Annotated in this window: 21 protein-coding genes; 15 read left to right on the plus strand and 6 right to left on the minus strand. The window is 70.8% G+C overall.

The features are described 5' to 3' along the window. The first annotated feature begins 116 nt into the window (after nucleotides 1-116). On the plus strand, nucleotides 117-893 hold the full coding sequence (ddaH, locus tag ACIP6U_RS03640) for a dimethylargininase (protein WP_401712351.1): 777 nt from the start codon (nucleotides 117-119) through the stop codon (nucleotides 891-893). Between the two features lie 268 nt (nucleotides 894-1,161). Further along, nucleotides 1,162-2,136 (plus strand): acyl-ACP desaturase, encoded by a 975-nt coding sequence (locus ACIP6U_RS03645; RefSeq protein WP_401712354.1) that lies wholly within the window; start codon nucleotides 1,162-1,164, stop codon nucleotides 2,134-2,136. A 134-nt stretch (nucleotides 2,137-2,270) separates the two neighbouring features. Here ACIP6U_RS03645 and ACIP6U_RS03650 read toward each other — a convergent pair whose 3' ends face one another. Next, the gene (locus ACIP6U_RS03650) at nucleotides 2,271-2,516 is read right to left on the minus strand and encodes a WhiB family transcriptional regulator (protein WP_124001983.1); all 246 of its coding nucleotides are present in this window, start codon (nucleotides 2,514-2,516) and stop codon (nucleotides 2,271-2,273) included. A gap of 266 nt (nucleotides 2,517-2,782) precedes the next feature. Here ACIP6U_RS03650 and ACIP6U_RS03655 point away from each other — a divergent pair, with 266 nt between their 5' ends. Continuing rightward, on the plus strand, nucleotides 2,783-3,568 hold the full coding sequence (locus ACIP6U_RS03655) for a VOC family protein (protein WP_401712357.1): 786 nt from the start codon (nucleotides 2,783-2,785) through the stop codon (nucleotides 3,566-3,568). Nucleotides 3,569-3,625: 57 nt separating this feature from the next. Here the strand turns inward: ACIP6U_RS03655 and ACIP6U_RS03660 are convergent, their stop codons facing one another. The 3 genes from ACIP6U_RS03660 to ACIP6U_RS03670 form a co-directional block, all read right to left on the minus strand. Then, complete coding sequence (locus ACIP6U_RS03660) at nucleotides 3,626-4,708, minus strand: LacI family DNA-binding transcriptional regulator (protein WP_401712360.1); 1,083 nt, start codon at nucleotides 4,706-4,708, stop codon at nucleotides 3,626-3,628. Between the two features lie 163 nt (nucleotides 4,709-4,871). Beyond that, the gene (locus tag ACIP6U_RS03665) at nucleotides 4,872-5,807 is read right to left on the minus strand and encodes an ornithine cyclodeaminase family protein (RefSeq protein ID WP_401712363.1); all 936 of its coding nucleotides are present in this window, start codon (nucleotides 5,805-5,807) and stop codon (nucleotides 4,872-4,874) included. Between the two features lie 14 nt (nucleotides 5,808-5,821). Further along, nucleotides 5,822-6,793 carry a multicopper oxidase domain-containing protein gene (locus ACIP6U_RS03670; protein ID WP_401712366.1) on the minus strand — a complete coding sequence of 324 codons (972 nt, stop codon included), beginning with the start codon at nucleotides 6,791-6,793 and terminating at the stop codon, nucleotides 5,822-5,824. Between the two features lie 189 nt (nucleotides 6,794-6,982). Between ACIP6U_RS03670 and ACIP6U_RS03675 the strand changes: the two genes are divergently transcribed. Together ACIP6U_RS03675 and ACIP6U_RS03680 are read left to right on the plus strand one after the other, a co-directional pair. Continuing rightward, nucleotides 6,983-9,469 carry a ThuA domain-containing protein gene (locus ACIP6U_RS03675; RefSeq protein ID WP_401712369.1) on the plus strand — a complete coding sequence of 829 codons (2,487 nt, stop codon included), beginning with the start codon at nucleotides 6,983-6,985 and terminating at the stop codon, nucleotides 9,467-9,469. Next, nucleotides 9,469-11,682 (plus strand): OmpL47-type beta-barrel domain-containing protein, encoded by a 2,214-nt coding sequence (locus tag ACIP6U_RS03680; RefSeq protein WP_401712372.1) that lies wholly within the window; start codon nucleotides 9,469-9,471, stop codon nucleotides 11,680-11,682. The genes ACIP6U_RS03675 and ACIP6U_RS03680 overlap by 1 nt, the downstream gene beginning before the upstream one ends. Nucleotides 11,683-11,724: 42 nt before the next feature. Here ACIP6U_RS03680 and ligD read toward each other — a convergent pair whose 3' ends face one another. Then, nucleotides 11,725-12,750, minus strand: coding sequence for a non-homologous end-joining DNA ligase (ligD, locus tag ACIP6U_RS03685; RefSeq protein WP_401712375.1), 1,026 nt, complete (start codon nucleotides 12,748-12,750; stop codon nucleotides 11,725-11,727). Nucleotides 12,751-12,824: 74 nt separating this feature from the next. Here ligD and ACIP6U_RS03690 point away from each other — a divergent pair, with 74 nt between their 5' ends. Together ACIP6U_RS03690 and ACIP6U_RS03695 are read left to right on the plus strand one after the other, a co-directional pair. After that, nucleotides 12,825-13,895, plus strand: a complete 1,071-nt coding sequence (locus tag ACIP6U_RS03690) for an ATP-dependent DNA ligase (protein WP_401712378.1) — start codon at nucleotides 12,825-12,827, stop codon at nucleotides 13,893-13,895. Between the two features lie 165 nt (nucleotides 13,896-14,060). Continuing rightward, the gene (locus ACIP6U_RS03695; protein ID WP_401712381.1) at nucleotides 14,061-15,068 is read left to right on the plus strand and encodes a DUF3048 domain-containing protein; all 1,008 of its coding nucleotides are present in this window, start codon (nucleotides 14,061-14,063) and stop codon (nucleotides 15,066-15,068) included. Nucleotides 15,069-15,118: 50 nt separating this feature from the next. On the opposite strand, the gene ACIP6U_RS03700 is transcribed toward ACIP6U_RS03695, so the two are convergent. Beyond that, nucleotides 15,119-15,583 carry a MarR family winged helix-turn-helix transcriptional regulator gene (locus tag ACIP6U_RS03700; RefSeq protein WP_401712384.1) on the minus strand — a complete coding sequence of 155 codons (465 nt, stop codon included), beginning with the start codon at nucleotides 15,581-15,583 and terminating at the stop codon, nucleotides 15,119-15,121. A 241-nt stretch (nucleotides 15,584-15,824) separates the two neighbouring features. On the opposite strand from ACIP6U_RS03700, the gene ACIP6U_RS03705 reads away from it, so the two are divergent. From ACIP6U_RS03705 to ACIP6U_RS03740, 8 genes are all read left to right on the plus strand, one after another. Then, on the plus strand, nucleotides 15,825-16,580 hold the full coding sequence (locus ACIP6U_RS03705; RefSeq protein ID WP_401712387.1) for a CoA transferase subunit A: 756 nt from the start codon (nucleotides 15,825-15,827) through the stop codon (nucleotides 16,578-16,580). Beyond that, nucleotides 16,580-17,224 (plus strand): CoA transferase subunit B, encoded by a 645-nt coding sequence (locus ACIP6U_RS03710; RefSeq protein WP_401712390.1) that lies wholly within the window; start codon nucleotides 16,580-16,582, stop codon nucleotides 17,222-17,224. Before ACIP6U_RS03705 ends, ACIP6U_RS03710 begins: the two co-directional genes overlap by 1 nt. Then, nucleotides 17,221-18,426 (plus strand): thiolase family protein, encoded by a 1,206-nt coding sequence (locus tag ACIP6U_RS03715; RefSeq protein WP_401712392.1) that lies wholly within the window; start codon nucleotides 17,221-17,223, stop codon nucleotides 18,424-18,426. The genes ACIP6U_RS03710 and ACIP6U_RS03715 overlap by 4 nt, the downstream gene beginning before the upstream one ends. A gap of 21 nt (nucleotides 18,427-18,447) precedes the next feature. Beyond that, nucleotides 18,448-19,221 (plus strand): protocatechuate 3,4-dioxygenase subunit beta, encoded by a 774-nt coding sequence (pcaH, locus tag ACIP6U_RS03720; protein WP_401712395.1) that lies wholly within the window; start codon nucleotides 18,448-18,450, stop codon nucleotides 19,219-19,221. Nucleotides 19,222-19,227: 6 nt separating this feature from the next. Then, nucleotides 19,228-19,833 carry a protocatechuate 3,4-dioxygenase subunit alpha gene (gene pcaG, locus ACIP6U_RS03725; protein WP_401712398.1) on the plus strand — a complete coding sequence of 202 codons (606 nt, stop codon included), beginning with the start codon at nucleotides 19,228-19,230 and terminating at the stop codon, nucleotides 19,831-19,833. Beyond that, nucleotides 19,830-21,161 carry a 3-carboxy-cis,cis-muconate cycloisomerase gene (gene pcaB / locus ACIP6U_RS03730; protein ID WP_401712401.1) on the plus strand — a complete coding sequence of 444 codons (1,332 nt, stop codon included), beginning with the start codon at nucleotides 19,830-19,832 and terminating at the stop codon, nucleotides 21,159-21,161. The genes pcaG and pcaB overlap by 4 nt, the downstream gene beginning before the upstream one ends. After that, nucleotides 21,158-22,276, plus strand: a complete 1,119-nt coding sequence (gene pcaD, locus ACIP6U_RS03735; protein WP_401712404.1) for a 3-oxoadipate enol-lactonase — start codon at nucleotides 21,158-21,160, stop codon at nucleotides 22,274-22,276. Before pcaB ends, pcaD begins: the two co-directional genes overlap by 4 nt. 79 nt (nucleotides 22,277-22,355) lie before the next feature. Further along, nucleotides 22,356-23,147 (plus strand): SDR family NAD(P)-dependent oxidoreductase, encoded by a 792-nt coding sequence (locus ACIP6U_RS03740; protein ID WP_401712407.1) that lies wholly within the window; start codon nucleotides 22,356-22,358, stop codon nucleotides 23,145-23,147. Nucleotide 23,148: the final 1 nt, after the last annotated feature.

The following is a 23,148-nucleotide window of genomic DNA, read 5'->3' on the forward strand; positions in this document are numbered from 1 at the left end:
AGGAGGGGCACAGCATGGCAAGGGGGGTTTTCTACGCACGGGAGGGCCCTGCATGATGGCCGGACCGGGCCCGCACCACGGGCCCGGTCCACCGTCCGCCGTGAGGAAGTCCTGACGTGCCCAGCAAGAAGGCTCTCGTCCGCCGCCCGAGCCCGCGCCTCGCCGAAGGTCTGGTGACGCACATCGAACGGGAGAAGATCGACGCCGACCTCGCGCTTGAGCAGTGGGAGACGTACGGGGAGACGCTGCGCGCGCACGGCTGGGACACGTTGGAGGTGGACCCGGCCGACGACTGCCCCGACTCGGTGTTCGTCGAGGACGCCGTCGTCATGTACAAGAACGTCGCGCTGATCGCCCGCTCCGGCGCCGAGTCCCGGCGCGAGGAGACCCTCGGGGTCGAGGAGGCCGTGGCCCGCCTCGGCTGCTCGGTCAACTGGATCTGGGACCCGGGCACGCTGGACGGCGGCGACGTCCTGAAGGTCGGTGACACGATCTACGTCGGCCGCGGCGGACGGACCAACGCGGTCGGCGTCCAGCAGCTGCGGGCCGCCTTCGAACCGCTCGGGGCGCGGGTCGTCACCGTGCCGGTGAGCAAGGTGCTGCATCTGAAGTCGGCGGTCACGGCGCTGCCCGACGGGACGGTCGTCGGGCACATCCCGCTGGTGGACCGCCCGTCCCTGTTCCCGCGCTTCCTGTCGGTCCCCGAGGAGTCGGGCGCGCACGTGGTGCTCCTGGGCGGCGACAAGCTGCTGATGGCGGCGAGCGCGCCGAAGACGGCGGAGCTGTTCGCCGACCTCGGCCACCAGCCGGTGCTGGTGGACATCAGTGAGTTCGAGAAGCTCGAAGGCTGTGTGACGTGCCTCTCGGTCCGGCTCCGCGAGCTGTACGCCTGATGGGTGATCGCTTCACCCGTACGGCCCTGGGACCTGCGGGTCCTGGACCTTTTTGGCATGCCCCCGAAAGACCGGGGAACAGGGCCTGAGCAGGGCTCTTTACACCCCACTTAACCTACGGCAACGTAACCTACGGATACGTAGCCTACGATGCCGTAGGTTCCGGCACCGCTCGCCGGACCCACCCGGCTCCGTCCCGCTCAGTTCCACCCGGTCCCGCCCGGTCCCGCTCTGTTCCGTCTTTGTCGCCCGTCCCCCTGGAGTTCCCGTGACGATCACCTCCCCGCACCTCGGCAGCCCTTCCGTCTGGACCGACGCCCGACTGCTGTACGCGCTGGAGGAAGTGGTCGAGAAGGAACTCAACCGGCACCTGAGCGTCACCAAGGACTGGATGCCGCACGAGTACGTGCCGTGGTCGGACGGCCGTAACTTCCCCGGCCTCTTCGAGGACGGCGAGGCCTGGGACAAGGGGCAGTCGAAGGTCACCGAGATCGGCCGCATCGCGCTGGTCGTGAACCTGCTGACCGAGGACAACCTGCCCAGCTACCACCACGAGATCGCCTCGCTCTTCGGCCGCGACGGCGCCTGGGGCACCTGGGTGCACCGCTGGACCGCCGAGGAGGGCCGCCACGGCATCGTGATGCGCGACTACCTGCTCGCCTCGCGCGCGGTGGACCCGGACAAGCTGGAAGCGCTGCGCATGGCCCACATGAGCGAGGGCTTCGAGTCGGACAACCGGCACTCGATGCTGCACTCGGTCGCCTACGTCGCCTTCCAGGAGCTGGCCACCCGCGTCTCGCACCGCAATACCGGCCACCAGTCCGGCGACCCGGTCTGCGACCGCATGCTGGCCCGCATCGCGACCGACGAGAATCTCCACATGGTCTTCTACCGTAACCTCCTGAAGGCCGCCTTCGACCTGGCCCCCGACCTGACCATGCAGGCCGTGCGGGACGTCGTGGTGAACTTCCGGATGCCCGGTCACGGGATGCCCGGCTTCGAGCGGTCCGCCGCGCAGATGGCGATCGGCGAGGTCTACAACCTGCGTATCCACCACGACGACGTGATCCAGCCGGTGCTGCGCTACCTGAAGGTCATGGACATCGACGGCCTGGGCCCCGAGGGGCAGCAGGCGCAGAACGAGCTCGGTCTGTTCATGGGCGGCCTGGACGCGGAGGCCGCGAAGTTCGACGAGAAGCTCGCCACTCGCAAGGCCCGCATGGCGGCGCGCGCCGCGGGCTGAGACGGCACGCACGCGTGCACGCGGCCGGTACGGGAACGCCCGTGCCGGCCGCGTCGTCGTCCGCGGCCGGGCAGGGCGTGCGTCAGGTGCGGTCGGGCCGGGTGGGCGTCAGGTGCGCTCAGACCGGGCGGGCGTCAGGTGCGATTCCGCCTGAGTTCCAGTCGCTCCTTCTCCGACAGGCCGCCCCAGACACCGAAGCGCTCGTCGTTCGCCAGGGCGTAGTCGAGACAGGCGGTGCGCATCTCGCACATGCCGCAGATGCGCTTCGCCTCACGTACCGAGCTGCCCGGCTCGGGGAAGAAGAACTCCGCCCCGGTCTGCGCGCAGAGCGCCTGGGCCTGCCAGCCGGGGTCGGCCGGGGTCATGGTGTCGATGTGCATGGCGAGATCGTGCCGGAACTCGAAAAACGTTCGATCAACGCGGGATCAACGCCATGCCCCGAGGCCTCCGGCCATCCGATGGTGACCCACGGCACACACCAGCGCACGGCGGCGCGCGGCACGGCGCGGCGGGATGTGAAATCCACGGAGTCGGCGCCGGTACGCCAGGTCCATACGCGTCCTTCACGCCGGTACGGCGGCGATTGTCAGTGGGCGGTGCAAGACTCGGCAGAGCAGAGAACGGGACCCTTCCGAGGAGGGCGCACATGCTCACCACCCGTTTCGTCAACGGCGCACCGAACTGGATCGATGTCGGCACATCCGACATCGACGGCGCCATCTCCTTCTACGGCGGTGTCTTCGGCTGGCGGTTCCAGTCGGCGGGACCCGAGGCCGGCGGCTACGGCTTCTTCCAGCTGGACGGAAAGACCGTGGCCGGCGGCATGCAGACGACGCCCGAGCAGGGCCCTCCCTCCTGGACCGTCTACTTCCAGAGCGCGGGCGCGGAGGCCACCGCGAAGGCCGCCGAGCAGTCGCACGGCAGCGTGCTCATGCCGCCGATGGACGTCATGGGCGAGGGCCACATGGCGATCCTCGCGGACAAGGCGAGCGTGCCGTTCGGCATCTGGCAGCCGGGCCGGCTCAAGGGCCTCGACGTGGCGAACGAGCCCGGCTCGCTGTCCTGGGTCGAGCTCTACACGCCGGACATCGCGGCGGCCGCCTGGTTCTACCACGAGACGCTCGGCCTGGAGACGGCCGCGGTGAACTTCCCGGGCGGCACGTACACGACCGTCAACCCGGCCGGAGCCGACGAGGACTCCATGTTCGGCGGCATCGTCCCGCTGGCCGACGACCCGAATGAGGACACCGCGTACTGGCTGCCGTACATCGAGGTCACGGACGTGGACGCCGTGGTCGCCAAGGCGCGGGAACTGGGCGGCGAGATCCGTGTCCCCGCCACGGACATCGAGGGCGTCGGCCGCGTCGCCAGGCTCGCCGACCCGTACGGGGCACGCTTCGCGGTGATCAGGAACGCGGAGCAGCAGGGCTGAGCAGCACGACCGGTTGAAGGGCGAGAGCCGACCGAGGGGCCGAGCCGAGGGACAGACCTACGCGGAGGCGCGCCGTACCAGTGTCGTCGGCAGGACGATGCCGGACGGCGCGCCCTCCGAGATCTCGACGGTCCCGGTGGTCCCGACCTCCCTGAGACTGCCGGCCGTGTCGTCGCCTTCGCGGTGGTCGAGGCGGCGCAGCAGCAGACGGGCCATCAACCGGCCCATCTCCTCGATGTCCTGGCGGACCGTCGTGAGCGGCGGATCGGTCTGCTCGGCCACCGGCCCCACGTCGTCGAAGCCGATCACGGCGACGTCCTGCGGCACCCGCCGCCCACGTTCGCGCAGCACCCGCATCGCGCCGGCGGCGGTGAGGTCGTTGGCGGCGAACACGGCGTCCAGGTCGGGGCGCCGGTCGAGCAGTTCCCGCATCGCCTGCTCGCCGCCGGCCGGGGTGAAGTCGCTCTCGACGATCAGTCCCGGGTCGACGTCGGTCATGACGTCCCGGAACCCGTCGAGCCGATCCGCGGCGGACGTCTGGTCCAGGGGCCCGGTGATGTGCGCGATGCGGGTGCGGCCAAGACCGACGAGATGGCGTACGGCCGTACGGGCGCCGTCGCGGTTGTCGCAGTCGACGTACTCCGGGCCGCCCTTGCCGTCGCTCCAGCCGGGCCGGCCGCCGAACACGGTCGGCACACCGGCGTGCTGGAGCAGCCCCGGCAGCGGGTCGTCGAGGTGCAGCGAGAAGACGAGGGCGCCGTCGACATGGCCGCCGGCCAAATACCGGCCCACCCGCGCGTGATCGTCACGCCCCTCGATGAGCAGCAACACGAGTTGATTGTCGTGAGCGGTCAACTCCTTGCTGATACCGCGCAGTTGCAGGGCGAAGAAGGGGTCGGCGAAGACCCGGGTCTCCGGCTCGGCGATGACCACGGCGACGGCGTCGTGGCGCCGGGTCACCAGGCTGCGCGCGGCCTGGTTCGGCACGTATCCGAGTTCCTCGACCGCCTTGCGCACCCGCTCGACGAGCGGCTCCCTGACCCCGTCCCCACCGTTCACGACCCGGGACGCGGTGGCCCGCGAGACCCCGGCCCGCGCGGCCACGGCCTCCAGCGTGGGGCGTGGTGCGGTGTCGCTCACTTCGGGGCCTCCTCGGTGGTTGCGGATCAGGATAACGCCCGGTGGGGAACGGAGAGAGAGCGCTCTCGCATCACGAGAAAAGGGCGTTCACGGAGGACACGCCTGACGCACCCGGACGGCACCGCCCTCGCCCGCCACCGCGTGATCCGCCGCGGGCCACCCCTCACGCCAGCAGATCCACCCGTCGCCCCACTCCCTCCCGTACCGCCCTCTCGTACGCCACCCAGGCCAGTGCCAGGTCCTGCCACGGCAAACCCACCGGCGCGTACACGGACCGCTGTTCGTCGCTCGTCCGACCGGGACGCTCGCCCCGCAGCACCTCGCCGAGTGTCGCGTCGGCGGCCGTCGCCGGGAGGCCGGCCGCGGCCAACGCGCCCATGTCGGCGGCGAGTTCGCGGTCGTCGACGACGAGCAGGGCGTTGTCGAGCAGGTCGGCGCCGAGTTCCTTTTTGCCGGGCTCGTCCGCGCCGAGGCTGGTGAAGTGCTGGCCGGCGCGGGTGTCCGCGAGCCGCAGCAGTGGCTGTGTCGACCAGGTGGCCAGCAGCAGCGTGTCGGCGCTCGCCGCGGCCTCCGGCGCCGAGCCGACCGCCCGGCCTCCGTGCCGCGCGGCGAAGGCGGTGGCGCGCTCGTCGTCCGTGTCGTGGACGACGAGGTCCGGGTACGGCCGTCCCAGGGCCCGTAGTCCGCGAAGCATCAAGTCCGCTTGCGCGCCCGCGCCGATCACCGCCACCGACTCACCCGGACCGGCGAGGACGTCGGTGCCCAGGGCCGCCGCCAGGCCCGTCCGCCAGGCGGTGACCGTCGCCGAGTCGAGCAGGGCGAGGAGTTCGCCGTCCGTCCCCGCGTGCAGGCAGATCACTCCGCGCAGCGCGGGCCGGGCGCCCGGGAACTTGGCGTTGACCTTCACCGTGTAGGCGTCGATGCCGGGCAGCAGCCCCGGGATCAGCGCGGTGGCCGTGCCCGGGAACGGCAGGTCCGTCCGCACCCGCTGCCCCACGACCGCCTGCGCAGGCGCCCGAAAACCAGTCCGCAGCGCGTCGAGGCAGTCCTCGAACTCCAGGACGGCTTCCAGATCACTTCGCGTCAGTACAAACGTCACCCGCCCATGATCCGTCAGTGCGCGTGCGCAGCGTGCGGGTCATGGGGGTCGTGCGGCTCGTAGCCGGGAATCGTGCCGTCCGTCTTCTTCACCAGGAACAGCCCCACCATCCCCATGTCGGAGTGGCTCTGGACATGGCAGTGGTACATCCACGCGCCCGCCCCGACGCCCTCCCCCGCGACCACCTGGAAACCGAAGGAGTCCGCCGGGCCGACGATCTTGTTGTCGACGACCTGGCTGGGGTCGTCCGGGCCGGTCAGCAGGCCCGTGCGGTTGTCCGCCCAGCGATGCCCGTGCATGTGGAAGGTGTGGTAGTACTCGCCGTGCGTGATCATCACGAACTCGACCCGGTCACCGACGGTGGCCTCGAAGTCGGGCCCGGAGTGGGCGGGTCGGTTGTTGATGCTCATGTCGTTGAAGACGATCGTGTACGTCCGGTCCGGCAGGACGTCTCCCTTGCGGCGCACGATCACCGGGCCGTAGAGGCCGTTGCGGATGCCGCTGGTGCCGTGCTCGGTGCCGACGACATGGTCGTGGTAGTGCCAGTAACCGGCGCTGCCCGCCCGCCAGGTGCCGTCGGCGCGGCGGCCCGGCGCGTGGGTGCGCCAGGTGTAGGTGCGGGTGCCGCCGGGCTCGACGTCGCTGCGGTTCAACTTGGTGCCGTCGCTGGAGATTTCGTAGTCCAGGCCGTGCACGTGCAGGCTGGCGGCCACGTCCATGGTGTTCTCGAACTCGATGTGCAGGGTGTCGCCCTCGTTCAGTTCGATGAGCGGCCCGGGGATCGAGGCCTTGCCCTTCTCCAGGCCGTAGCCCATCTGCCCGCCGGCAAGGCGCTCGGCGTACAGCTTGATGCGTTTGACCTCTCCCCCGGCCGGGGCGGTCTTCGCCGGAGCTGCGGCGCTCACGGCCTCCGGCGCGAGGGACAACGATGTCGCGACGGCCGCGCCGCCGAGCAGCACCCGTCTGTTGAACCCGCGTCTGTCCATGCGGAACTCCCCACCCTGGTAAGGAATTTGCGGAGGTGCACCTGTGATGAACCTGTGAGACGGTAGCGGCCCTTCCGCCGTTTTTCCACACTCAGGACAAAGTTCGTGGGATCCCGGTCATAGGTATTGGCGAGCCGAGCAAAGCCGTCTAGCTTCCTTGCCGTTGCCGCTGTGACCGAGGAGGTGCCCATGCACTTACGAGGGTTGAGCACAAGAGGCGTCAGAAGACGGGCCTGGGCGGCCACCGTGACCGCCGGGGTCGTCACCGCCGGACTGCTGTCGGGACCCGTCGCGAGCGCGCGGCCGGCCCCGGAACCGTCCCCGACAACGATGTCCGTCAAGTCGCCCCCGGGCGGCCCGAATGTACGCGTGCTGGTCTTCTACGGTTCCGCGGCGGCCGGGGACGAGTCCCCCGTCGTGAACGCCGGGATCGGCGCGATCGAGCAGATCGGCCTCACCGGACCCGCCGAGCAACGGTTCGAGACCGAGGCCTCGGACGACGCGTCGGTCTTCACCGACGAGGCCAGGCTGGGCAGTTACAACGCGATCGTGTTCCTGACCGGGGGCGGTGACGTCCTCGATCCGGAGCAGGAGGCGGGCCTGGAGGCCTACATGGAGGCGGGCGGCGGTTTCGTCGGCGTCCATGACGCGGCCCGAGCGGAGCCGTACTCGGACTGGTTCACCGGTCTGGTCGGCGCCCGTCCGGCCGCCTCCAGCCCAACCGCCGTGCAGCGTGCCGTCGTTGAGGTCGGCGACCGGCAGCATCCGGCGACCAAGGATCTGCCGTTGCAGTGGAAGCGGCCGGACCAGTGGCCGAACTGGGTGAAGAACCCGTCGGGCGACGTGCACACCGTGGCCCGGGTGCGCGAGTCGACGTACGCACCGGGTGCGAGTGCCAACGGCGCGGACCACCCGGTCAGTTGGTGCCGTGACTACGACGGCGGCCGCTCCTTCTACACCGCGATGGGCGGCACGGTGTCGTCGTACGACGAGACGGACTTCCGCGCCCATCTGCGCGGTGCGCTGCTGTGGACCACCCGGCTGGCGCGGGCCGACTGCAAGGCGACGATCAACGCCAACTACAAGGCCGAGCGGCTGACTCAGGCCAACCAGCCGGGCCAGAACGACCAGATCGGCGAGCCGCACGGCCTGGTCACCGCGCCCGACGGACGTGTGCTCTACATCGGCCGTGGTGGCGCCGACTCCTCCCAGCCCGTGATCACCGACTGGAACAACCCCGATGTCGGCAAGGGCAAGGGCCAGATCCACGTCTACGACCCGAAGACCAAGAAGGTCACGCTCGCGGGTGAGTTGACGGTCTTCGGCAACAAGGGCGGCGGCGACGAGCTGGTCAAGGTCGAGGAAGGCCTGCTCGGCATCGCGCTCGACCCGCGCTTCGAGCAGAACGGGTGGGTGTACCTGCACTACACGCCCCACTCGCAGCTCAACCGCGACACGCAGATCGCCGAGCGGCGGGTCTCCCGCTTCACGCTCGACCTCGCCACCAACAAGCTGGACCTGGGCAGCGAGAAGGTGCTGCTCAAGTGGCCGGTGCAGGTGCACAGTTGCTGCCACGCGGGCGGCGGGATGGCCTGGGACTCCAAGGGCAACCTGTACATCGCGACCGGCGACAACAACTCCAGTGGTTTCAGCGACGGTTACTCCGGCAACAACCCGGTGCCGAGCTACAAGGGCGTGTCCTTCGCCGACGCGCGCCGCACCGCCGGCAACACCAACAACCTCAACGGCAAGATCCTGCGCATCCACCCGGAGTCCGACGGGACGTACACCCTCCCGGCGGGCAACCTCTTCACCGGCAAGGAGACCGACGAGGGCGGCGGCAAGACGCGCGGCGAGATCTATGTGATGGGCGTCCGCAACCCGGCGCGCATCTTCGTCGACCAGCAGACCGACACGCTCTACGCGGGCTGGGTCGGTCCGGACGCGGGCGCGCCGTCGACCACGTGGGGTCCGGCCAAGTACGACACGTTCGCCGTCATCACCAAGGCGAGCAACCGGGGTTGGCCGTACTGCATGGGCAACAAGCAGCCCTACCGGGACCGCAATCTGCCGGATCCGACGAAGCCGCTGGGCTGGTACGACTGCGCCCACCCGAAGAACGAGTCGCCGAACAACGACGGGTTGGTCAACCTCCCGCCGGTCACCGGCAACAACATCTGGTACTCGCCCCAGGGCGGCGCACCGGACTACCCGCGCGACGCGAACGGCATTCCCTCCTACAAGCAGGCGGAGGCCAAGTACCTGCTGCCGTGGCTCAAGGGCGGCGGCCAGGCGGCCATGAACGGCCCGGTCTACCGGTACGACGCGGCGAGCGCGAGCGCGACCAAGTGGCCCTCGTACTGGGACGGCAAGTGGTTCGTCGGTGACTTCTACGACGCCGACCAGCCGCGCAACGCCGTGCTCACCGACCCGAAGACGCAGGGCGACGGCGGTCTGCCGGTGCACTCGGAGTCACTGAAGAAGATCATCCCGATCGGCAACGACGGCATCAAGAACCTCATGGACTGGAAGTTCGGTCCGGACGGGGCGCTGTACGTCCTCGACTACGGGCGCGGCTTCTTCACCTCGGACGCCAAGTCGGCTCTGTGGAGGGTCACTTACACGGGCGGCGGACCGACGCCGGCCGCGAACCAACTGGTGGGAGGAGGGCAGTGATGCGGCACCTTCTTCGGCGACGAAGAGTCTGGGCGGCCCTGTTGGCCGGCGTGCTGATGATGCTGGGCCTGCAGACGACGGCGGGCGCCCAACCCGAACGGGCCGCGCGGGCGGCAGCGGCCCAGACGCTCACCTGGACGGCGGGCGACGACATCACCAAGTACGTCTCGGTGCCCACGACGGCGGTCGCGGGCACGGCGACGATCGTCTTCGAGAACAGTGTGGCGACCGGCAACACCATGGGAATGCCGCACACGTTGACGTTCGCGACGTCGGACCCGGAGTTCAACTCCGACGTCGAGCTGAACATCCTCGCCAACCCGAACGACGCGCAGGGCGGCCGGCACACCGCGGAGGTCACGCTCACCCCGGGCCGTTACTTCTACCACTGCACGATTCCCGGCCATGGTCAGATGCAGGGCATCCTGGTGGTGACCGAGGGCACCGGCGAGGACACCACCGCGCCCGAGACGTCGGTCGACGTCACCGGGACGCGTAACGCGCAGGGCCAGTACGTCGGTTCGGCGAGCGTGGCGATCGCCGCGAGCGATCCGGGCGGTTCCGGTGTGGACCGGGTCGAGTACGCGATCGGCGACGACGGCGCCTGGCTGCCGTACACCACGCCGGTCGTGGTGAATCAGGTCGGCGATCACAAGGTCCGCTACCGGGCCTCGGACAAGGCGGGCAACGTGGCCGCCGAGAAGAGCGTCGCGTTCACGGTCGTCGCGCCGCCGACGGACGACACGACCCCGCCGGAGACCTCGGCGACGGTCAGCGGGGAGAAGAACCCCGAGGGGAACTACCTCGACATGGCCACGGTCACCGTCTCGGCCTCCGACTCCGGGTCCGGCGTCAACACCATCGAGTACGCGGTGAACTCCGGTGCCTGGACGCCGTATTCGGGTCCCGTGATGGTGCATCAGCTCGGCACCCACACCGTGCGCTACCGGGCCACCGACAAGGCGGGCAACGCGGCGGCGGACAAGAGCGTCACGTTCACCGTGGTCGCGACACCCCCGCAGGACACCACCCCGCCGGTGACGGGCGTGACCGTCGGCGGGACGCGGAACTCCGACGGGGCGTACGTGGGCAACGCCAAGGTGACCGTGAGCGCGGCCGACGAGGGCGGCTCGGGGGTCGCGGGCATCGAGTACTCGCTCGACGCCGGACCCTATCTGGCGTACGGCGGGCCCGTGGTGGTCGACCGGACCGGCACCCACACGGTGGCGTACCGGGCGACCGACAAGGCGGGCAACACCTCACCGGCACGGAGCGTGAGCTTCACGGTGGTGGCCGGCGGCGGGGTCCCAGCGCCCAACTGCCCAGAGTTCGACGAGCGGTTGACGGTCATCGTCGGCACGGTCGACTCCGGCGTCCCCAACCGGGTCACCAACAACCGGTGCCGGATCAACGAGTTGATCGAGGACGAGAAGGAGTGGACGTCCCACGCGCTGTTCCTCAAGCACGTGAAGACGGTCCTGGACAAGCTGTTCAAGGAAGGGGTCGTCGACGAGCGCGAGTACGACACGATCACGGAGGCCGCCCAGGAGTCCGGGATCGGCAGGCCGGGGCAGACCGAGGGCTACCGGACGATCTTCGACGGCACGGCGGGTTCTCTCGCCAAGTGGGAGCAGGTCGGCGGCGGTTCGTTCGGCCTGAACTCCGACGGGTCGATCACCAGTGGCACCACGTCCGACGGCCTCGGCATGCTCTGGTACCCGCAGCGCAAGTACGGCGACTTCTCGCTGAAGCTCCAGTGGCGTGATGACGCGCCGGGCACGGGCAACGCCAACTCCGGTGTGTTCGTGCGGTTCCCGTGGGTCCACAACCACCCTGAGGAGTCCCGACCCGAGTGGGCCGCCATCAAGTACGGGCACGAGGTGCAGGTGTTCGACCGGCCCGACGGCGACCTGTACAAGACGGGCTCGATCTACGGCTTCGACCGGGTGGGCCTCGCCGGTGCCGGCGTCACCCAGAAGGGCACCTGGAACGACTACGAGATCCGCGTGGTCGACCAGCACTACTCGGTCTACCGCAACGGTGTCCTGATCAACGAGTTCGACAACATCGGCGGCCAGGACTTCTACCCGGCGCGCTCGGACGACCCGGGCACGGACGGCAGGCGGTTCGCGTCCGGCTACATCGGGCTCCAGGTGCACAGCGTCACTGACGTGGTCTCGTACCGGGACATCCGGATCAAGGAGCTGCCCTAGCAGACATGTCCGTAGCAACCTCGGGAGGCGCCCCGGCCGGGACTACTCGGCAGGCGGCGCCTCCTTCTTCGCCCGGCTCGGCTGCACCCGCTTCGGTTCGCCCGGCATCTTCGGGTACTCCGGCGGGTAGGGCAGATCGCCGAGACCGTGGTCGTGTTCGTCCCGCCGGGCGAGTTCGAGGAGGGCGTCGAGGGAGAAGCGGTGGTCGTCCATGTCCGCGTGCACGTCGCCGAGTTGGGCGAAGCGCGCGGGCATCGTCGCGAGGTCGAAGTCCCGGGGGTGCGCGGTGCCGACCTCGTCCCAGGTCAGGGGCGCGGAGACGGGCGCGTGCGGGCGGGGCCGTACCGAATAGGCGGAGGCGATGGTGCGGTCGCGCGCCGTCTGGTTGTAGTCGACGAAGATGCGCTCGCCGCGCTCCTCCTTCCACCACTTGATGGTCACCTGGTCCGGCATCCGGCGCTCCAGCTCCCGGCCGACGGCGATGGCGGCGCGCCGGACCTCGGTGAAGGTCCAGTTGGGCTCGATCGGCACGAAGACGTGCAGGCCGCGTCCGCCGGAGGTCTTGGGGAAGCCCTTGAGGCCGCCGAACTCGTCGAGCACGGCGCGCAGTTCGTGGGCGGCGCGGACGGCGTCGTCGAAGTCGGTGCCGGGCTGCGGGTCGAGGTCGATGCGGAGTTCGTCGGGGTGGTCGACGTCGTCGCGGCGGACCGGCCAGGGGTGGAAGGTGAGCGTGCCGTACTGGGCGGCCCACAGCACGGCGGCCTCCTCGGTCGGGCACATCTCGTCGGCGCTGCGCCCGCTGGGGAAGGTAATGTGGGCGGTCGGGATCCAGTCGGGCATGTTCTTGGGCGCGCGCTTCTGGAAGAAGTTCTCGCCGGTCACGCCGTCGGGATAGCGCTCAAGAGTGGTGGGGCGGTCGCGCAGGGCGCGCAGGATGCCGGGACCGACGGCGATGTAGTAGTTCGCCAGGTCCAGCTTGGTGAACCCGCGCTCGGGAAAGAAGATCTTGCTCGGGCTGGACAGCCGGACGGCCCGGCCGCCCGCCTCCAGTTCCACCGCTTCGGCCATGCGGCCACGGTAGGCGCACCTCGGGTCGCACGCACACCGGGCGGCAGCCGTCGTATGAGAGCAGAATCGGAGCCATGGACCTGCCGGTGATGCCACCCGTGAAGCCGATGCTCGCCAAGTCGGTGGCGAGGATCCCGCCGGACATGCAGTACGAGGCGAAGTGGGACGGGTTCCGGGCCATCGTGTTCCGGGACGGGGCCGACGTCGAGCTCGGGAGTCGTACCGGCAAGCCGTTGACCAGGTACTTCCCCGAGCTGGTGGCGGCGCTCGCGGAGCGGTTGCCGCGGCGGTGCGTGTTGGACGGGGAGATCGTCATCGCCCGGGACGGGCGGCTCGACTTCGACGCGCTCACCGAGCGGATCCACCCGGCGGACTCCCGGGTGCGGACCCTCGCCGAGCGGACCCCGGCGTCCTTCGTGGCCTTCGATCTGCTGGCGCTGGCGGACGAGTCGCTGCTGGACGTGCCGCTCGCGGACCGGCGGGCGCTGCTCACCATGGCGCTGGCGGGGGTGTCGCCGCCCGTGCACGTGGCGCCGGCGACCACGGACATCGAGGTGGCGCGGCGCTGGTTCGAGCAGTACGAGGGGGCGGGTCTGGACGGCGTGATCGCCAAGCCGCTCACCCTGCGCTACCTCCAGGACGAACGCGCCATGTTCAAGATCAAGCACGAGCGCACGGCGGACGTCGTCGTCGCGGGCTACCGCCTGCACAAGAGCGGCCCGATCGTGGGCTCCCTGCTGCTCGGCCTGTACGACGACCAGGGCACCCTCCAGCACGTGGGCGTGTCGGCCGCGTTCCCGATGAAGCGGCGCGCGGAGCTGATCGACGAACTGGAGCCGCTGCGCATGACGGACGTCGAGGGCCACCCGTGGGCGGCCTGGTCGCAGGAGTCGGCACACGAGAGCGCCCGCCTGCCCGGCGCCCCCAGCCGCTGGTCCGGCAAGAAGGACCTCTCCTGGGTCCCGCTCCGCCCCGAGTGGGTTGCCGAGGTCGCCTACGACCACATGGAGAACGGCGCCCGCTTCCGCCACACGGCCCGCTTCCGCCGCTGGCGCCCGGACCGGACTCCGGAGAGCTGCACGTACGCGCAGCTGGAGGAGCCGGTTGGGTACGACCTGGCGGAGATCTTCGGACCGCAGGACTGAGGGATCACGGTCTGGCGTACAGCCCGCGTGTCTGGCCCCGGCACCCACCAAGGACGACGCTCTACAGCCGATCGGCCCATTCGACGCGCGCAATGGTCATCGAGGGGGTAAGCGCAGCTATGAACTTATAAGCGCACAATCGATGACACAGGATGTGGTGCCACGGTGGGCAAGGGACGCACGGCGCGCGCACGACGCGCCTCGACGACGGTGGCGCTGTTGGCCGCCACGGTGACGGCAGCGCTCGCGGCCGGCTGCACGGGCACGCACAACCCGGTGGACGACGGTCGCGGACAGCTGCGGACGCCGGTCCCGACCCCCAGCAGGAGCGGCGGCGACGACACCGACAAGAGCGCCGGCTCCGTACTCGCCGTGAAGATCGACAACGTACGCGCCGCCCGCCCGCAGACCGGACTGCGCGCCGCGGACGTCGTCTACGCCGAGCAGGTCGAGGGCGGGCTGAGCAGACTGATGGCGGTGTACGCGACCCAGCTGCCGAAGTCGATCGGGCCGGTGAGGAGCGCGCGGGAGTCCGATCTGGAACTGCTGCGCCAGTACGACGACCCGACGCTCGCCTTCTCCGGAGCACAGGGCAAGCTGCTGCCGCTGATCGACAAGGCACCCCTGCGGGCGGTGCCGCCCGGCGACGGGGACGACGGCGCCTACTACCGGGGCACCGACAAGGCCGCCCCGCACAACCTCTATCTGCACCCCTCCCAGCTGATGCCCTCCGCCCCCGGCGCCGACGCGCTGACGAACGGCTTCACCTTCGGCGCGGCACCCGCTGGCGGCACGAAGGAGACCTCGCGGACCGTCCGCTACCCGTCCGCCTCCTTCACCTTCTCCTGGTCCGCGAAGAGCGACCGCTGGCTGGTCTCCATGGACGGGACGCCGACCGTGACCACCGACGGCAGGCGGGTGGCACCGGCGACTGTCGTCGTGCAGTACGTGAAGGTCCGCAAGTCCCGCTTCCACGACGTCCTCGGCAACAACACGCCGTACACCGAGACGGTGGGTTCCGGGACGGCGCAGGTGCTGCGCGGCGGACGGGCGTACGACGTGGACTGGAAGCGCGAGAAGGCCGAGGACGGCACGGAGTTCACGACGAAGGACGGCTCCCCGGTGAACTTCGCCAAGGGGCAGGTGTGGGTGGTGTTCGCGAAGGCGTCCTGACGGGCGACCGGATCGGAGCGGACCCCCTCGCACCGGACCGGCCCCGGCGCTCAGCGCTGCGTCACGAGGGGTTCCGCCGGGTTGCGGAGCCCCTCCGCCGCGTCGGCGACCCGCTGGATGAGGTCGCAGAAGACCGTCTGCTCCGCGGCGGACAGGGGCGAGAGGAAGACACGGTTCATCCGGGCCGTGCGCACGCTCAGCTTGCGGTGGGTGCGCTCGCCCTCGTCGGTGAGACGGAGCAGGGACCGGCGGCCGTCCTGCGGGTCGCGCACCTTGTCGAGCAGCCCGCGGCGGCCGAGCCGGCTGATCACCTCGGCGATCGTGGACCGGTCCAGCCCCACCCGCTCCCCCACCGTGCGCTGGTCCAGGCCCGGCTCCTCGACGAGCGCGTTGAGAACCGCGAACTGCGGCGAGGTGATCTCCTCCGAGACCATCGTGTTCCACAGCAGGTAGTGGGCCTGCTGCAGCCGTCGGGCCAGATGCCCGGGGTGGGTGGTGAGGTCCAGCGCGGCCAAGTCCGCCCCCGAGGTCGAATTGGTTGGTGCACTGACGATACTCGCGCATCTCCGGGTTGTCTCCATGAATGCGCCACCCCCTGACCTCGCACTTCTCCCAGCTCTTGACGTCACGCGCGTCCAGTGGCAGCGTGAAGGAAACTTCACCAGGATGCTCAGTGCTCTGATGAATAGTGCTCTGACGAATAGTGCGCTCATGGACAGGGCCCTGATGAACTCCGGACGAGATGGAGCTTCGCGGATGGACAAGGTGGTCCCCACAGCCTCCGAGGCGGTGGCCGATGTGCCGGACGGCGCGACGCTCGCGGTCGGCGGCTTCGGCCTGAGCGGCGTGCCGAACGTACTCATCCGGGCCCTGTACGAGCGTGAGGTCACCGGGCTCGGCGTGGTCTCCAACAACTGCGGCGCGATGGAGTCGGGCCTCGCGGTCCTCCTCGCGGCGGGCCGGATCGCCCGGGTGACGGGCTCGTACATCGGCGCCAACAAGGAGTTCGCGCGCCAGTACCTGGCCGGTGAGCTGGAGGTGGAGCTGATCCCGCAGGGCACGCTCGCCGAACGGCTGCGGGCCGGCGGCGCCGGGATCCCCGCGTTCTACACCCCGGCGGGCGTCGGCACCCAGGTCGCCGAGGGCGGACTGCCCTGGCGCTACGACGGTACGGGCGGAGTCGCGCTCGCCTCGCCGCCGAAGGAGGTACGGGACTTCGACGGCACGGAGTACGTGCTGGAACGGGGCATCCGCACCGACTTCGCGCTCGTGCGGGCGGCGAAGGGCGACCGGCACGGCAACCTGGTCTTCAACAAGTCCACGCGCAACTTCAACCCCCTCGCCGCGATGGCGGGCCGGATCACGATCGCCGAGGTCGAGGAGCTGGTCGAGCCCGGCGAGATCGACCCGGACGCGGTGCACCTGCCGGGGATCTTCGTGCAGCGGGTGGTGGCGCTCACCCCCGAGCAGGCCGCCGACAAGCGGATCGAGCAGCGGACGGTGAGCAGCTGATGGCCTGGACACGCGAAGAGATGGCGGCCCGCGCGGCGCGCGAACTCTCCGACGGGCAGTACGTCAATCTCGGCATCGGCCTGCCGACGCTGATCCCGAACTATCTCCCGCCCGGCGTGGAGGTGGTCCTGGAGTCCGAGAACGGCATCCTGGGCACCGGCCCCTACCCGACCGAGGACCAGGTCGACCCGGATCTGATCAACGCCGGCAAGGAGACCGTCACGGTCCTGCCGGGCGCCTCCTTCTTCGACTCGGCGCTGTCGTTCTCGATGATCCGGGGCGGGCACATCGATGTGGCCGTGCTCGGTGCCATGCAGGTGTCGGCCGGCGGCGATCTGGCGAACTGGGCCATTCCCGGCAAGCTGATCACCGGGATCGGCGGGGCGATGGACCTGGTCCACGGCGCCCGCTACGTCATCGTCGTCATGACCCACACCGCCAAGGACGGCTCGCCGAAGATCCTCACGGAGTGCGCGCTGCCGCTCACAGGCAAGGCGTGTGTGAACCGAGTCATCACCGACCTGGGCGTGATCGACGTGACCGAGGACGGCCTGGTCCTCGTCGAGACCGCGCCCGGTGTGGGTGTGGACGAGGTCATCGCCAAGACCGACGCGAAACTGACCGTCCCGGAGGTTCTGCTGTGAACTCGGTTTACATCGTCGACGCGGTCCGCACCCCGATCGGCCGGTACAGCGGCGGCCTCGCGAGCGTCCGCCCGGACGACCTCGCCGCCCACGCCCTCCGCGAACTCCTCGCCCGGACGCCCGACCTGGACCCGGCCCGCATCGAGGACGTCTACTTCGGCAACGCCAACGGCGCCGGCGAGGAAAACCGCAACGTCGCCCGCATGGCAGGGCTGCTGGCCGGCCTCCCCACCTCCGTGCCGGGCGTGACCGTCAACCGCCTGTGCGCCTCCGGCCTCGAAGCCGTCATCCAGGCGGCCCGCGCCATCGCGGTGGGCGACGCCTCGATCGCCGTGGCGGGTGGCGTGGAGTCGATGACCCGCGCGCCGTACGTGCTGCCCAAGTCGGAGCGGCCCTTCCCCGCCGGGCACACCGAGCTGTACTCGACCACCCTGGGCTGGCGCATGGTCAACCCGAGGATGAACCCGGAGTGGACCATCCCGCTGGGCGAGTCGGCCGAACTCATCGCCGACAAGCACAAGATCAGCCGCGAGCAGCAGGACGAGTTCGCGCTCGCCAGTCACCAGAAAGCGGCCAAGGCGCAGGCCGAGGGCCTCTTCGACGCCGAGATCACGCCCGTCCCGGTCCCGCAGCGCAAGGGCGACCCGGTCTCCTTCGTCGCCGACGAGTCCGTACGGGCCGACGCGTCCCTGGCGGCCATGGCCCGGCTCAAGCCGTCCTTCCGTGAAGAGGGCGGCACGGTCACCGCGGGCAACGCGTCGCCGCTCAACGACGGTGCGGCGGCACTGCTGTTGGTGGACGAGGAGGGCCTCAAGGCCACCGGTCGCGAGCCGCTCGCCCGGGTGACCGCCACCGGTGTGAACGCACTCGACCCGCAGTACTTCGGACTCGCCCCGGTCGAGGCCGTGAACCGCGCACTCGCCAAGGCAGGCAAGGGGTTTGACGACCTGTCAGTCCTTGAGCTCAACGAGGCCTTCGCCGCCCAGGTGCTCGGATGCGTCGCCGAATGGCCCGAGTTCGACCCCGCGATCCTCAACCCCCAGGGCGGCGCCATCGCCCTGGGCCACCCGCTCGGCGCCTCCGGTGCCCGCCTCGCCGGTACCGTCGCCCACCAACTCGCCCGCAAGGGCACGGGAGTCGGTGTCGCCACCCTCTGCATCGGCGTGGGTCAGGGACTGGCCCTCGTCCTCGAACGCCCGTAACAGGATCACCAGGGAACCCCCATGACTCTCACCCAGCAGGACATCGACCAGGAGATCGCGGCCGAGCACGCCGCCTACGAGAAGCGCGTCGCCGACGGCGCCCCCGTGGAGCACCATCCGCGCCGCGGCTACGCGCCGTACCGCTCCTCCGTACTGCGGCACCCGAAACAGCCGCCGGTCGCCATCGACGTCAGCCAGGACCCGGAGCTGGTGGAGCTGCACTCCCCCGCCTTCGGCGACCGCGACATAACCGAGATCGACAACGACCTGACCCGGCACCACCGGGGCGAGCCGATCGGCGAGCGGATCACGGTGTCCGGACGGCTCCTGGACCGCGAAGGGCGGCCCGTCCGGGGCCAGTTGATCGAGATCTGGCAGGCCAACTCGGCGGGCCGCTACGCGCACCAGCGCGAGCAGCACGACGCCCCGCTGGACCCGAACTTCACCGGCGTCGGCCGCACGATCTCCGACGCCGACGGCGCGTACCGCTTCACCACGATCCAGCCGGGCCCCTACCCCTGGCGCAACCACGTCAACGCCTGGCGCCCGGCGCACATCCACTTCTCGATGTTCGGCACGGCGTTCACGCAGCGGCTGGTGACGCAGATGTACTTCCCCAGCGACCCGCTCTTCCCCTACGACCCGATCATCCAGTCGGTCACCGACGACGCGGCACGCGAGCGGCTGGTCGCGACGTACGACCACAGCCTGTCGGTGCCGGAGTTCTCGATGGGCTACCACTGGGACATCGTGCTGGACGGCCCGCACGCCACCTGGATCGAAGAAGGACGCTGACCCGCCATGACGAAGATCGACACCAGCCGTCCGGACTCCGTCCTGCCCACCCCCTCGCACACGGTCGGCCCCTTCTACGGCTACGCGCTGCCCTTCCCCGGCGGCGGTGACATCGCGCCCGTCGGCCACCCCGACACGATCACGGTCCAGGGACACGTCTACGACGGCGAGGGCACCCCGCTGCCGGACGCGCTCGTGGAGCTGTGGGGCGCGGACCCCGGCGGGAACGTGCCGACCGCCAACGGCTCGATCCGGCGCGACGCGGCGACCGGGGGCTATCTGGGCCGCAACGGCGTGGAGTTCACGGGCTGGGGGCGGATCCAGACGGATGCCGACGGCCACTGGTACGCGCGGACACTGCGCCCGGGGGCGCGCGGGCGGAGTGCGCCGTACATCAGCGTGTGCCTGTTCGCGCGCGGGCTGCTGGTGCACCTGTACACCCGGATCTATCTGCCGGGCGACGCGGCCGCGCTGGCCGCCGACCCGCTGCTGTCCCGGCTGCCGGACGAGCGACGCGACACGCTGATCGCCACGGACGGGGGCGACGGCACATACCGTTTCGACATCCGCCTTCAGGGCGAAGGCGAAACGGTCTTCCTGGAGTTCCAGTGACTTCTGTCGATCCCGACACCGGCCTGCTCGCCCCCGGGTGGGCAGGCTCCCCGGCCGCCTCGGCGACCGGCGACACCGCGTACCTGCGGGCGCTGCTCGACGCCGAGGCCGCCCTGACCCGCGCCCAGGCCGGGCTGGGCCTCGCCCCGGCCGGGGCGGCCGACGCGGTGACGGCGGCGGCCGAGGCCGACCGCTTCGACGTGCGTTCCCTCGCCGAGCGCGCCCGGTCCGGCGGCAACCCGGTCATCCCGCTGGTCGCGGACCTGACGAAGGCGGTCGGCGCGGAGTACGGGCCGTACGTCCACCGGGGCGCGACCAGCCAGGACATCCTGGACACGGCGACGATGCTGGTCGCGACGCGCACCCTGGACCTGGTCCTGGCCGACCTGAGCCGCACCGAGCGGGCCCTTGCCCGGCTGGCCGCCGACCACCGGGACACCCCGATGCCGGGCCGCACCCTCACCCAGCACGCCGTCCCGACGACGTTCGGGCTGAAGGCGGCCGGCTGGCGGTCACTGGTCCTGGACGCGCGGGACCGGATCGAGACGGTACGCGCCGCACTGCCCGCCCAACTCGGCGGCGCGGCCGGGACGTTGGCCGCCTTCACGGCGTACGGCAGCCAGGACCCGTCGGCCCTCGTGGCGGCCTTCGCCCGTGAACTGGGCCTGCGCGAGCCGGCCCTCCCCTGGCACAGCCTCCGCACACCGATCGCCGATCTCGCCGGGTGTCTGGCCTTCGCGGCCGGGGCGCTGGGCAAGGCGGCGACGGACGTGCTCACGCTGGCCCGGACGGAGCTCGCCGAAGTCACGGAGGGCAGCGGTGGCGGTTCGTCCACCATGCCGCACAAGGCCAATCCCGTACGGTCCACGCTCATCGTCGCCGCGGCCCGGCGGGCGCCGCAGCTCGCCGCGACCCTGTACGGGTCGCTGGTCGCCGAGGACGAGCGGCCCGCCGGGGCCTGGCACGCCGAGTGGGAGCCGCTGCGGGATCTGCTCCGGTTGGTCGGCGGGGCCGCACGGGACGCCGCCGAACTGGCCGAGGGGCTGCGGGTCGACGCGGCGGCCATGCGTGCACACCTCGCGCTGACCCACGGGTTGATCGTCTCGGAACGGCTCTCCGCCGAACTGGCCCCCGTGCTCGGCCGGGCCCGCGCCAAGACCCTGCTCACGGAGCTGGCCGCACGGACCTACAGCGAGGGCCGCCCGCTCGCCGAACTCCTCGCGGCGGAACCCGAGTTGAAGGACGTCGACCTCGACGAGCTCACCGACCCCGCCCGCTACACCGGCTCCGCCGGAGCCCTCACCGACCGCGCCCTGGAGCGACGTTGACCGATCTGCTGCTCAACCACCGTGCCGAGGGGCCGACTTCCGCTCCCCCGCTGCTGCTCGGGCCCTCGCTGGGCACCTCGTATGCCCTGTGGGACCAGGTCGCGCCCGAGCTGTCGGTCACCCGTCGCGTGGTGCGCTGGGACCTGCCGGGGCACGGCGGGTCGGCGGCCGGGCTGATCGGGGCCGGCGCGACCGTCGGTGACCTCGCCGACCTGGTGCTCGCGCTCGCCGACTCGCTGGGCATCGAGCGGTTCGCGTACGCGGGGGTGTCGTTGGGCGGTGCGGTCGGGCTGCAACTGGCCGTGGACCACCCGGAGCGTGTCGAGTCGTTGGCGGTGATCTGCTCCTCGGCCCACTTCAACGGCGCCAAAGCGTGGGAGGAGCGGGCCGAGCGAGTGCGTCGCGAAGGGATGGCGTGGCTCGTCGAGAGCGCGAACGCCCGCTGGTTCGCAGGGGACTTCACCGTGCCGCGGCTCGTCCAGGACCACGCGGACGCCGACCCCGAGGGCTATGCCGCGTGCTGTGACGCGCTGGCCGCCTTCGACCTGCGCGACCGGCTCGGCGAGATCTCCGCGCGGACTCTGGCGATCGCCGGCCGCGACGACCCCGCGACCCCGCCCGCACAGCTGCGGGAGATCGCGGACGCGGTGCCGGGCGCCGCGCTGGTGGAGATCCCGGGGGCCTCGCACCTGGCGCCCGCGCAGTGCCCCGAGGCCGTGCTCACGGCGCTGCGGGCGCATCTGGACGGCGGTGCCAAGCGGGGCATGGAGGTGCGGCGCGAGGTGCTCGGGGACGCGCACGTGGACCGGGCGCAGGCGCGGCAGACGCCGTTCACCGCCCGCTTCCAGGACTTCATCTCGCGCTACGCGTGGGGCGAGATCTGGACCGACCCGACGCTGACCCGCCGCGAGCGCAGCATGATCACGCTGACCGCGCTGGTCGCCCACGGGCACTACGACGAGCTGGCGATGCATGTGCGGGCGGCCCGGCGCAACGGGCTCACCCCCGAGGAGATCGGGGCGGTGCTGCTCCAGACGGCCGTGTACTGCGGGGTCCCCGCGGCCAACTCGGCGTTCGCGACCGCGCAGCGGGTGCTGGCGGAGGAGGACGGCTGACGGTGCCGAAGGTGTCCCTGGTGGTCGTAGCTCCAGAAGTGCCTCGCACAGGGGCCCGAAGCGTGCCTACTGTGGGGCTATGTCCACCCTTCTGATCACCGGTGCCACCTCCGGTCTCGGCCGCTACCTCGCCTTCGAGCTGGTCCGTGCCGGACACCTCGTCCTCGCCCATGGCCGCGACCCGGGCCGTACCGAGCGGCTGGTCGAGGAGTTGCGCACCGAGGGCGACGCCGAGGGGTTGGTCGCCGATCTGGCCTCGCTGGCCCAGGTGCGCGAGCTGGGCGAGCAGGTCGCCGCCGCGCATCCCGAACTGAACGTGCTGATCAACAACGCCGGAGTGGGCGGCGGTGCATCCGACTCCGGCCGGGAGCTGAGCGTCGACGGCCATGAACTCCGGCTCGCCGTCAACTACTTGGCGCCGGTCGCGCTCACCAGCACCCTGCTGCCGGTGCTCCGGGCCGACCCGCCGGCCCGGATCGTCAACGTCGGCTCGGCGGGGCAGGAGCCCTTCGACCCCGACGACCCCGAGTTCACGCGCGGCTACGGCGGCTTCGCGGCCTACTGCCGCAGCAAGTTCGCGCTGGCCGCGTACACCTTCACGCTCGCAGAGGAGCTGGCCGGCACGGGCGTCTCGGTGAACGTGCTGCACCCGGCGACCTTCATGGACACGGCGATGGTCCGGGAGGGCGGAGTGACGCCCTGGAACACCGTCGCCGACGGGGCGCCAGGCGTACTGGCCCTGGCGACCCGGGAGTCGGGCTCCGGCGGCTACTTCGACGGCACCCGGCCGGCGCGGGCGCACGAGGAGACGTACGACCCCGCGGTGCGCAAGCGGCTGGCGGCGGTGACCGATCAACTGCTGGCGCTCTGAG

The sequence above is a fragment of the Streptomyces sp. NPDC088794 genome, from assembly GCF_044750545.1.
In the GTDB taxonomy this organism is placed as follows: domain Bacteria; phylum Actinomycetota; class Actinomycetes; order Streptomycetales; family Streptomycetaceae; genus Streptomyces.

What these genes read in the sequence shown, in the direction of transcription:
- ACIP6U_RS03650 (WP_124001983.1), bottom strand. Translation starts at nt 2,516, where the DNA reads ATGCACATCGACACCATGACCCCGGCCGACCCCGGCTGGCAGGCCCAG.
- ACIP6U_RS03655 (WP_401712357.1), top strand. Translation starts at nt 2,783, where the DNA reads ATGCTCACCACCCGTTTCGTCAACGGCGCACCGAACTGGATCGATGTC.
- ACIP6U_RS03670 (WP_401712366.1), bottom strand. Translation starts at nt 6,793, where the DNA reads ATGGACAGACGCGGGTTCAACAGACGGGTGCTGCTCGGCGGCGCGGCC.
- ACIP6U_RS03675 (WP_401712369.1), top strand. Translation starts at nt 6,983, where the DNA reads ATGCACTTACGAGGGTTGAGCACAAGAGGCGTCAGAAGACGGGCCTGG.
- ACIP6U_RS03680 (WP_401712372.1), top strand. Translation starts at nt 9,469, where the DNA reads ATGCGGCACCTTCTTCGGCGACGAAGAGTCTGGGCGGCCCTGTTGGCC.
- ligD (WP_401712375.1), bottom strand. Translation starts at nt 12,750, where the DNA reads ATGGCCGAAGCGGTGGAACTGGAGGCGGGCGGCCGGGCCGTCCGGCTG.
- ACIP6U_RS03690 (WP_401712378.1), top strand. Translation starts at nt 12,825, where the DNA reads ATGGACCTGCCGGTGATGCCACCCGTGAAGCCGATGCTCGCCAAGTCG.
- ACIP6U_RS03705 (WP_401712387.1), top strand. Translation starts at nt 15,825, where the DNA reads ATGGACAAGGTGGTCCCCACAGCCTCCGAGGCGGTGGCCGATGTGCCG.
- ACIP6U_RS03710 (WP_401712390.1), top strand. Translation starts at nt 16,580, where the DNA reads ATGGCCTGGACACGCGAAGAGATGGCGGCCCGCGCGGCGCGCGAACTC.
- pcaH (WP_401712395.1), top strand. Translation starts at nt 18,448, where the DNA reads ATGACTCTCACCCAGCAGGACATCGACCAGGAGATCGCGGCCGAGCAC.
- pcaG (WP_401712398.1), top strand. Translation starts at nt 19,228, where the DNA reads ATGACGAAGATCGACACCAGCCGTCCGGACTCCGTCCTGCCCACCCCC.
- ACIP6U_RS03740 (WP_401712407.1), top strand. Translation starts at nt 22,356, where the DNA reads ATGTCCACCCTTCTGATCACCGGTGCCACCTCCGGTCTCGGCCGCTAC.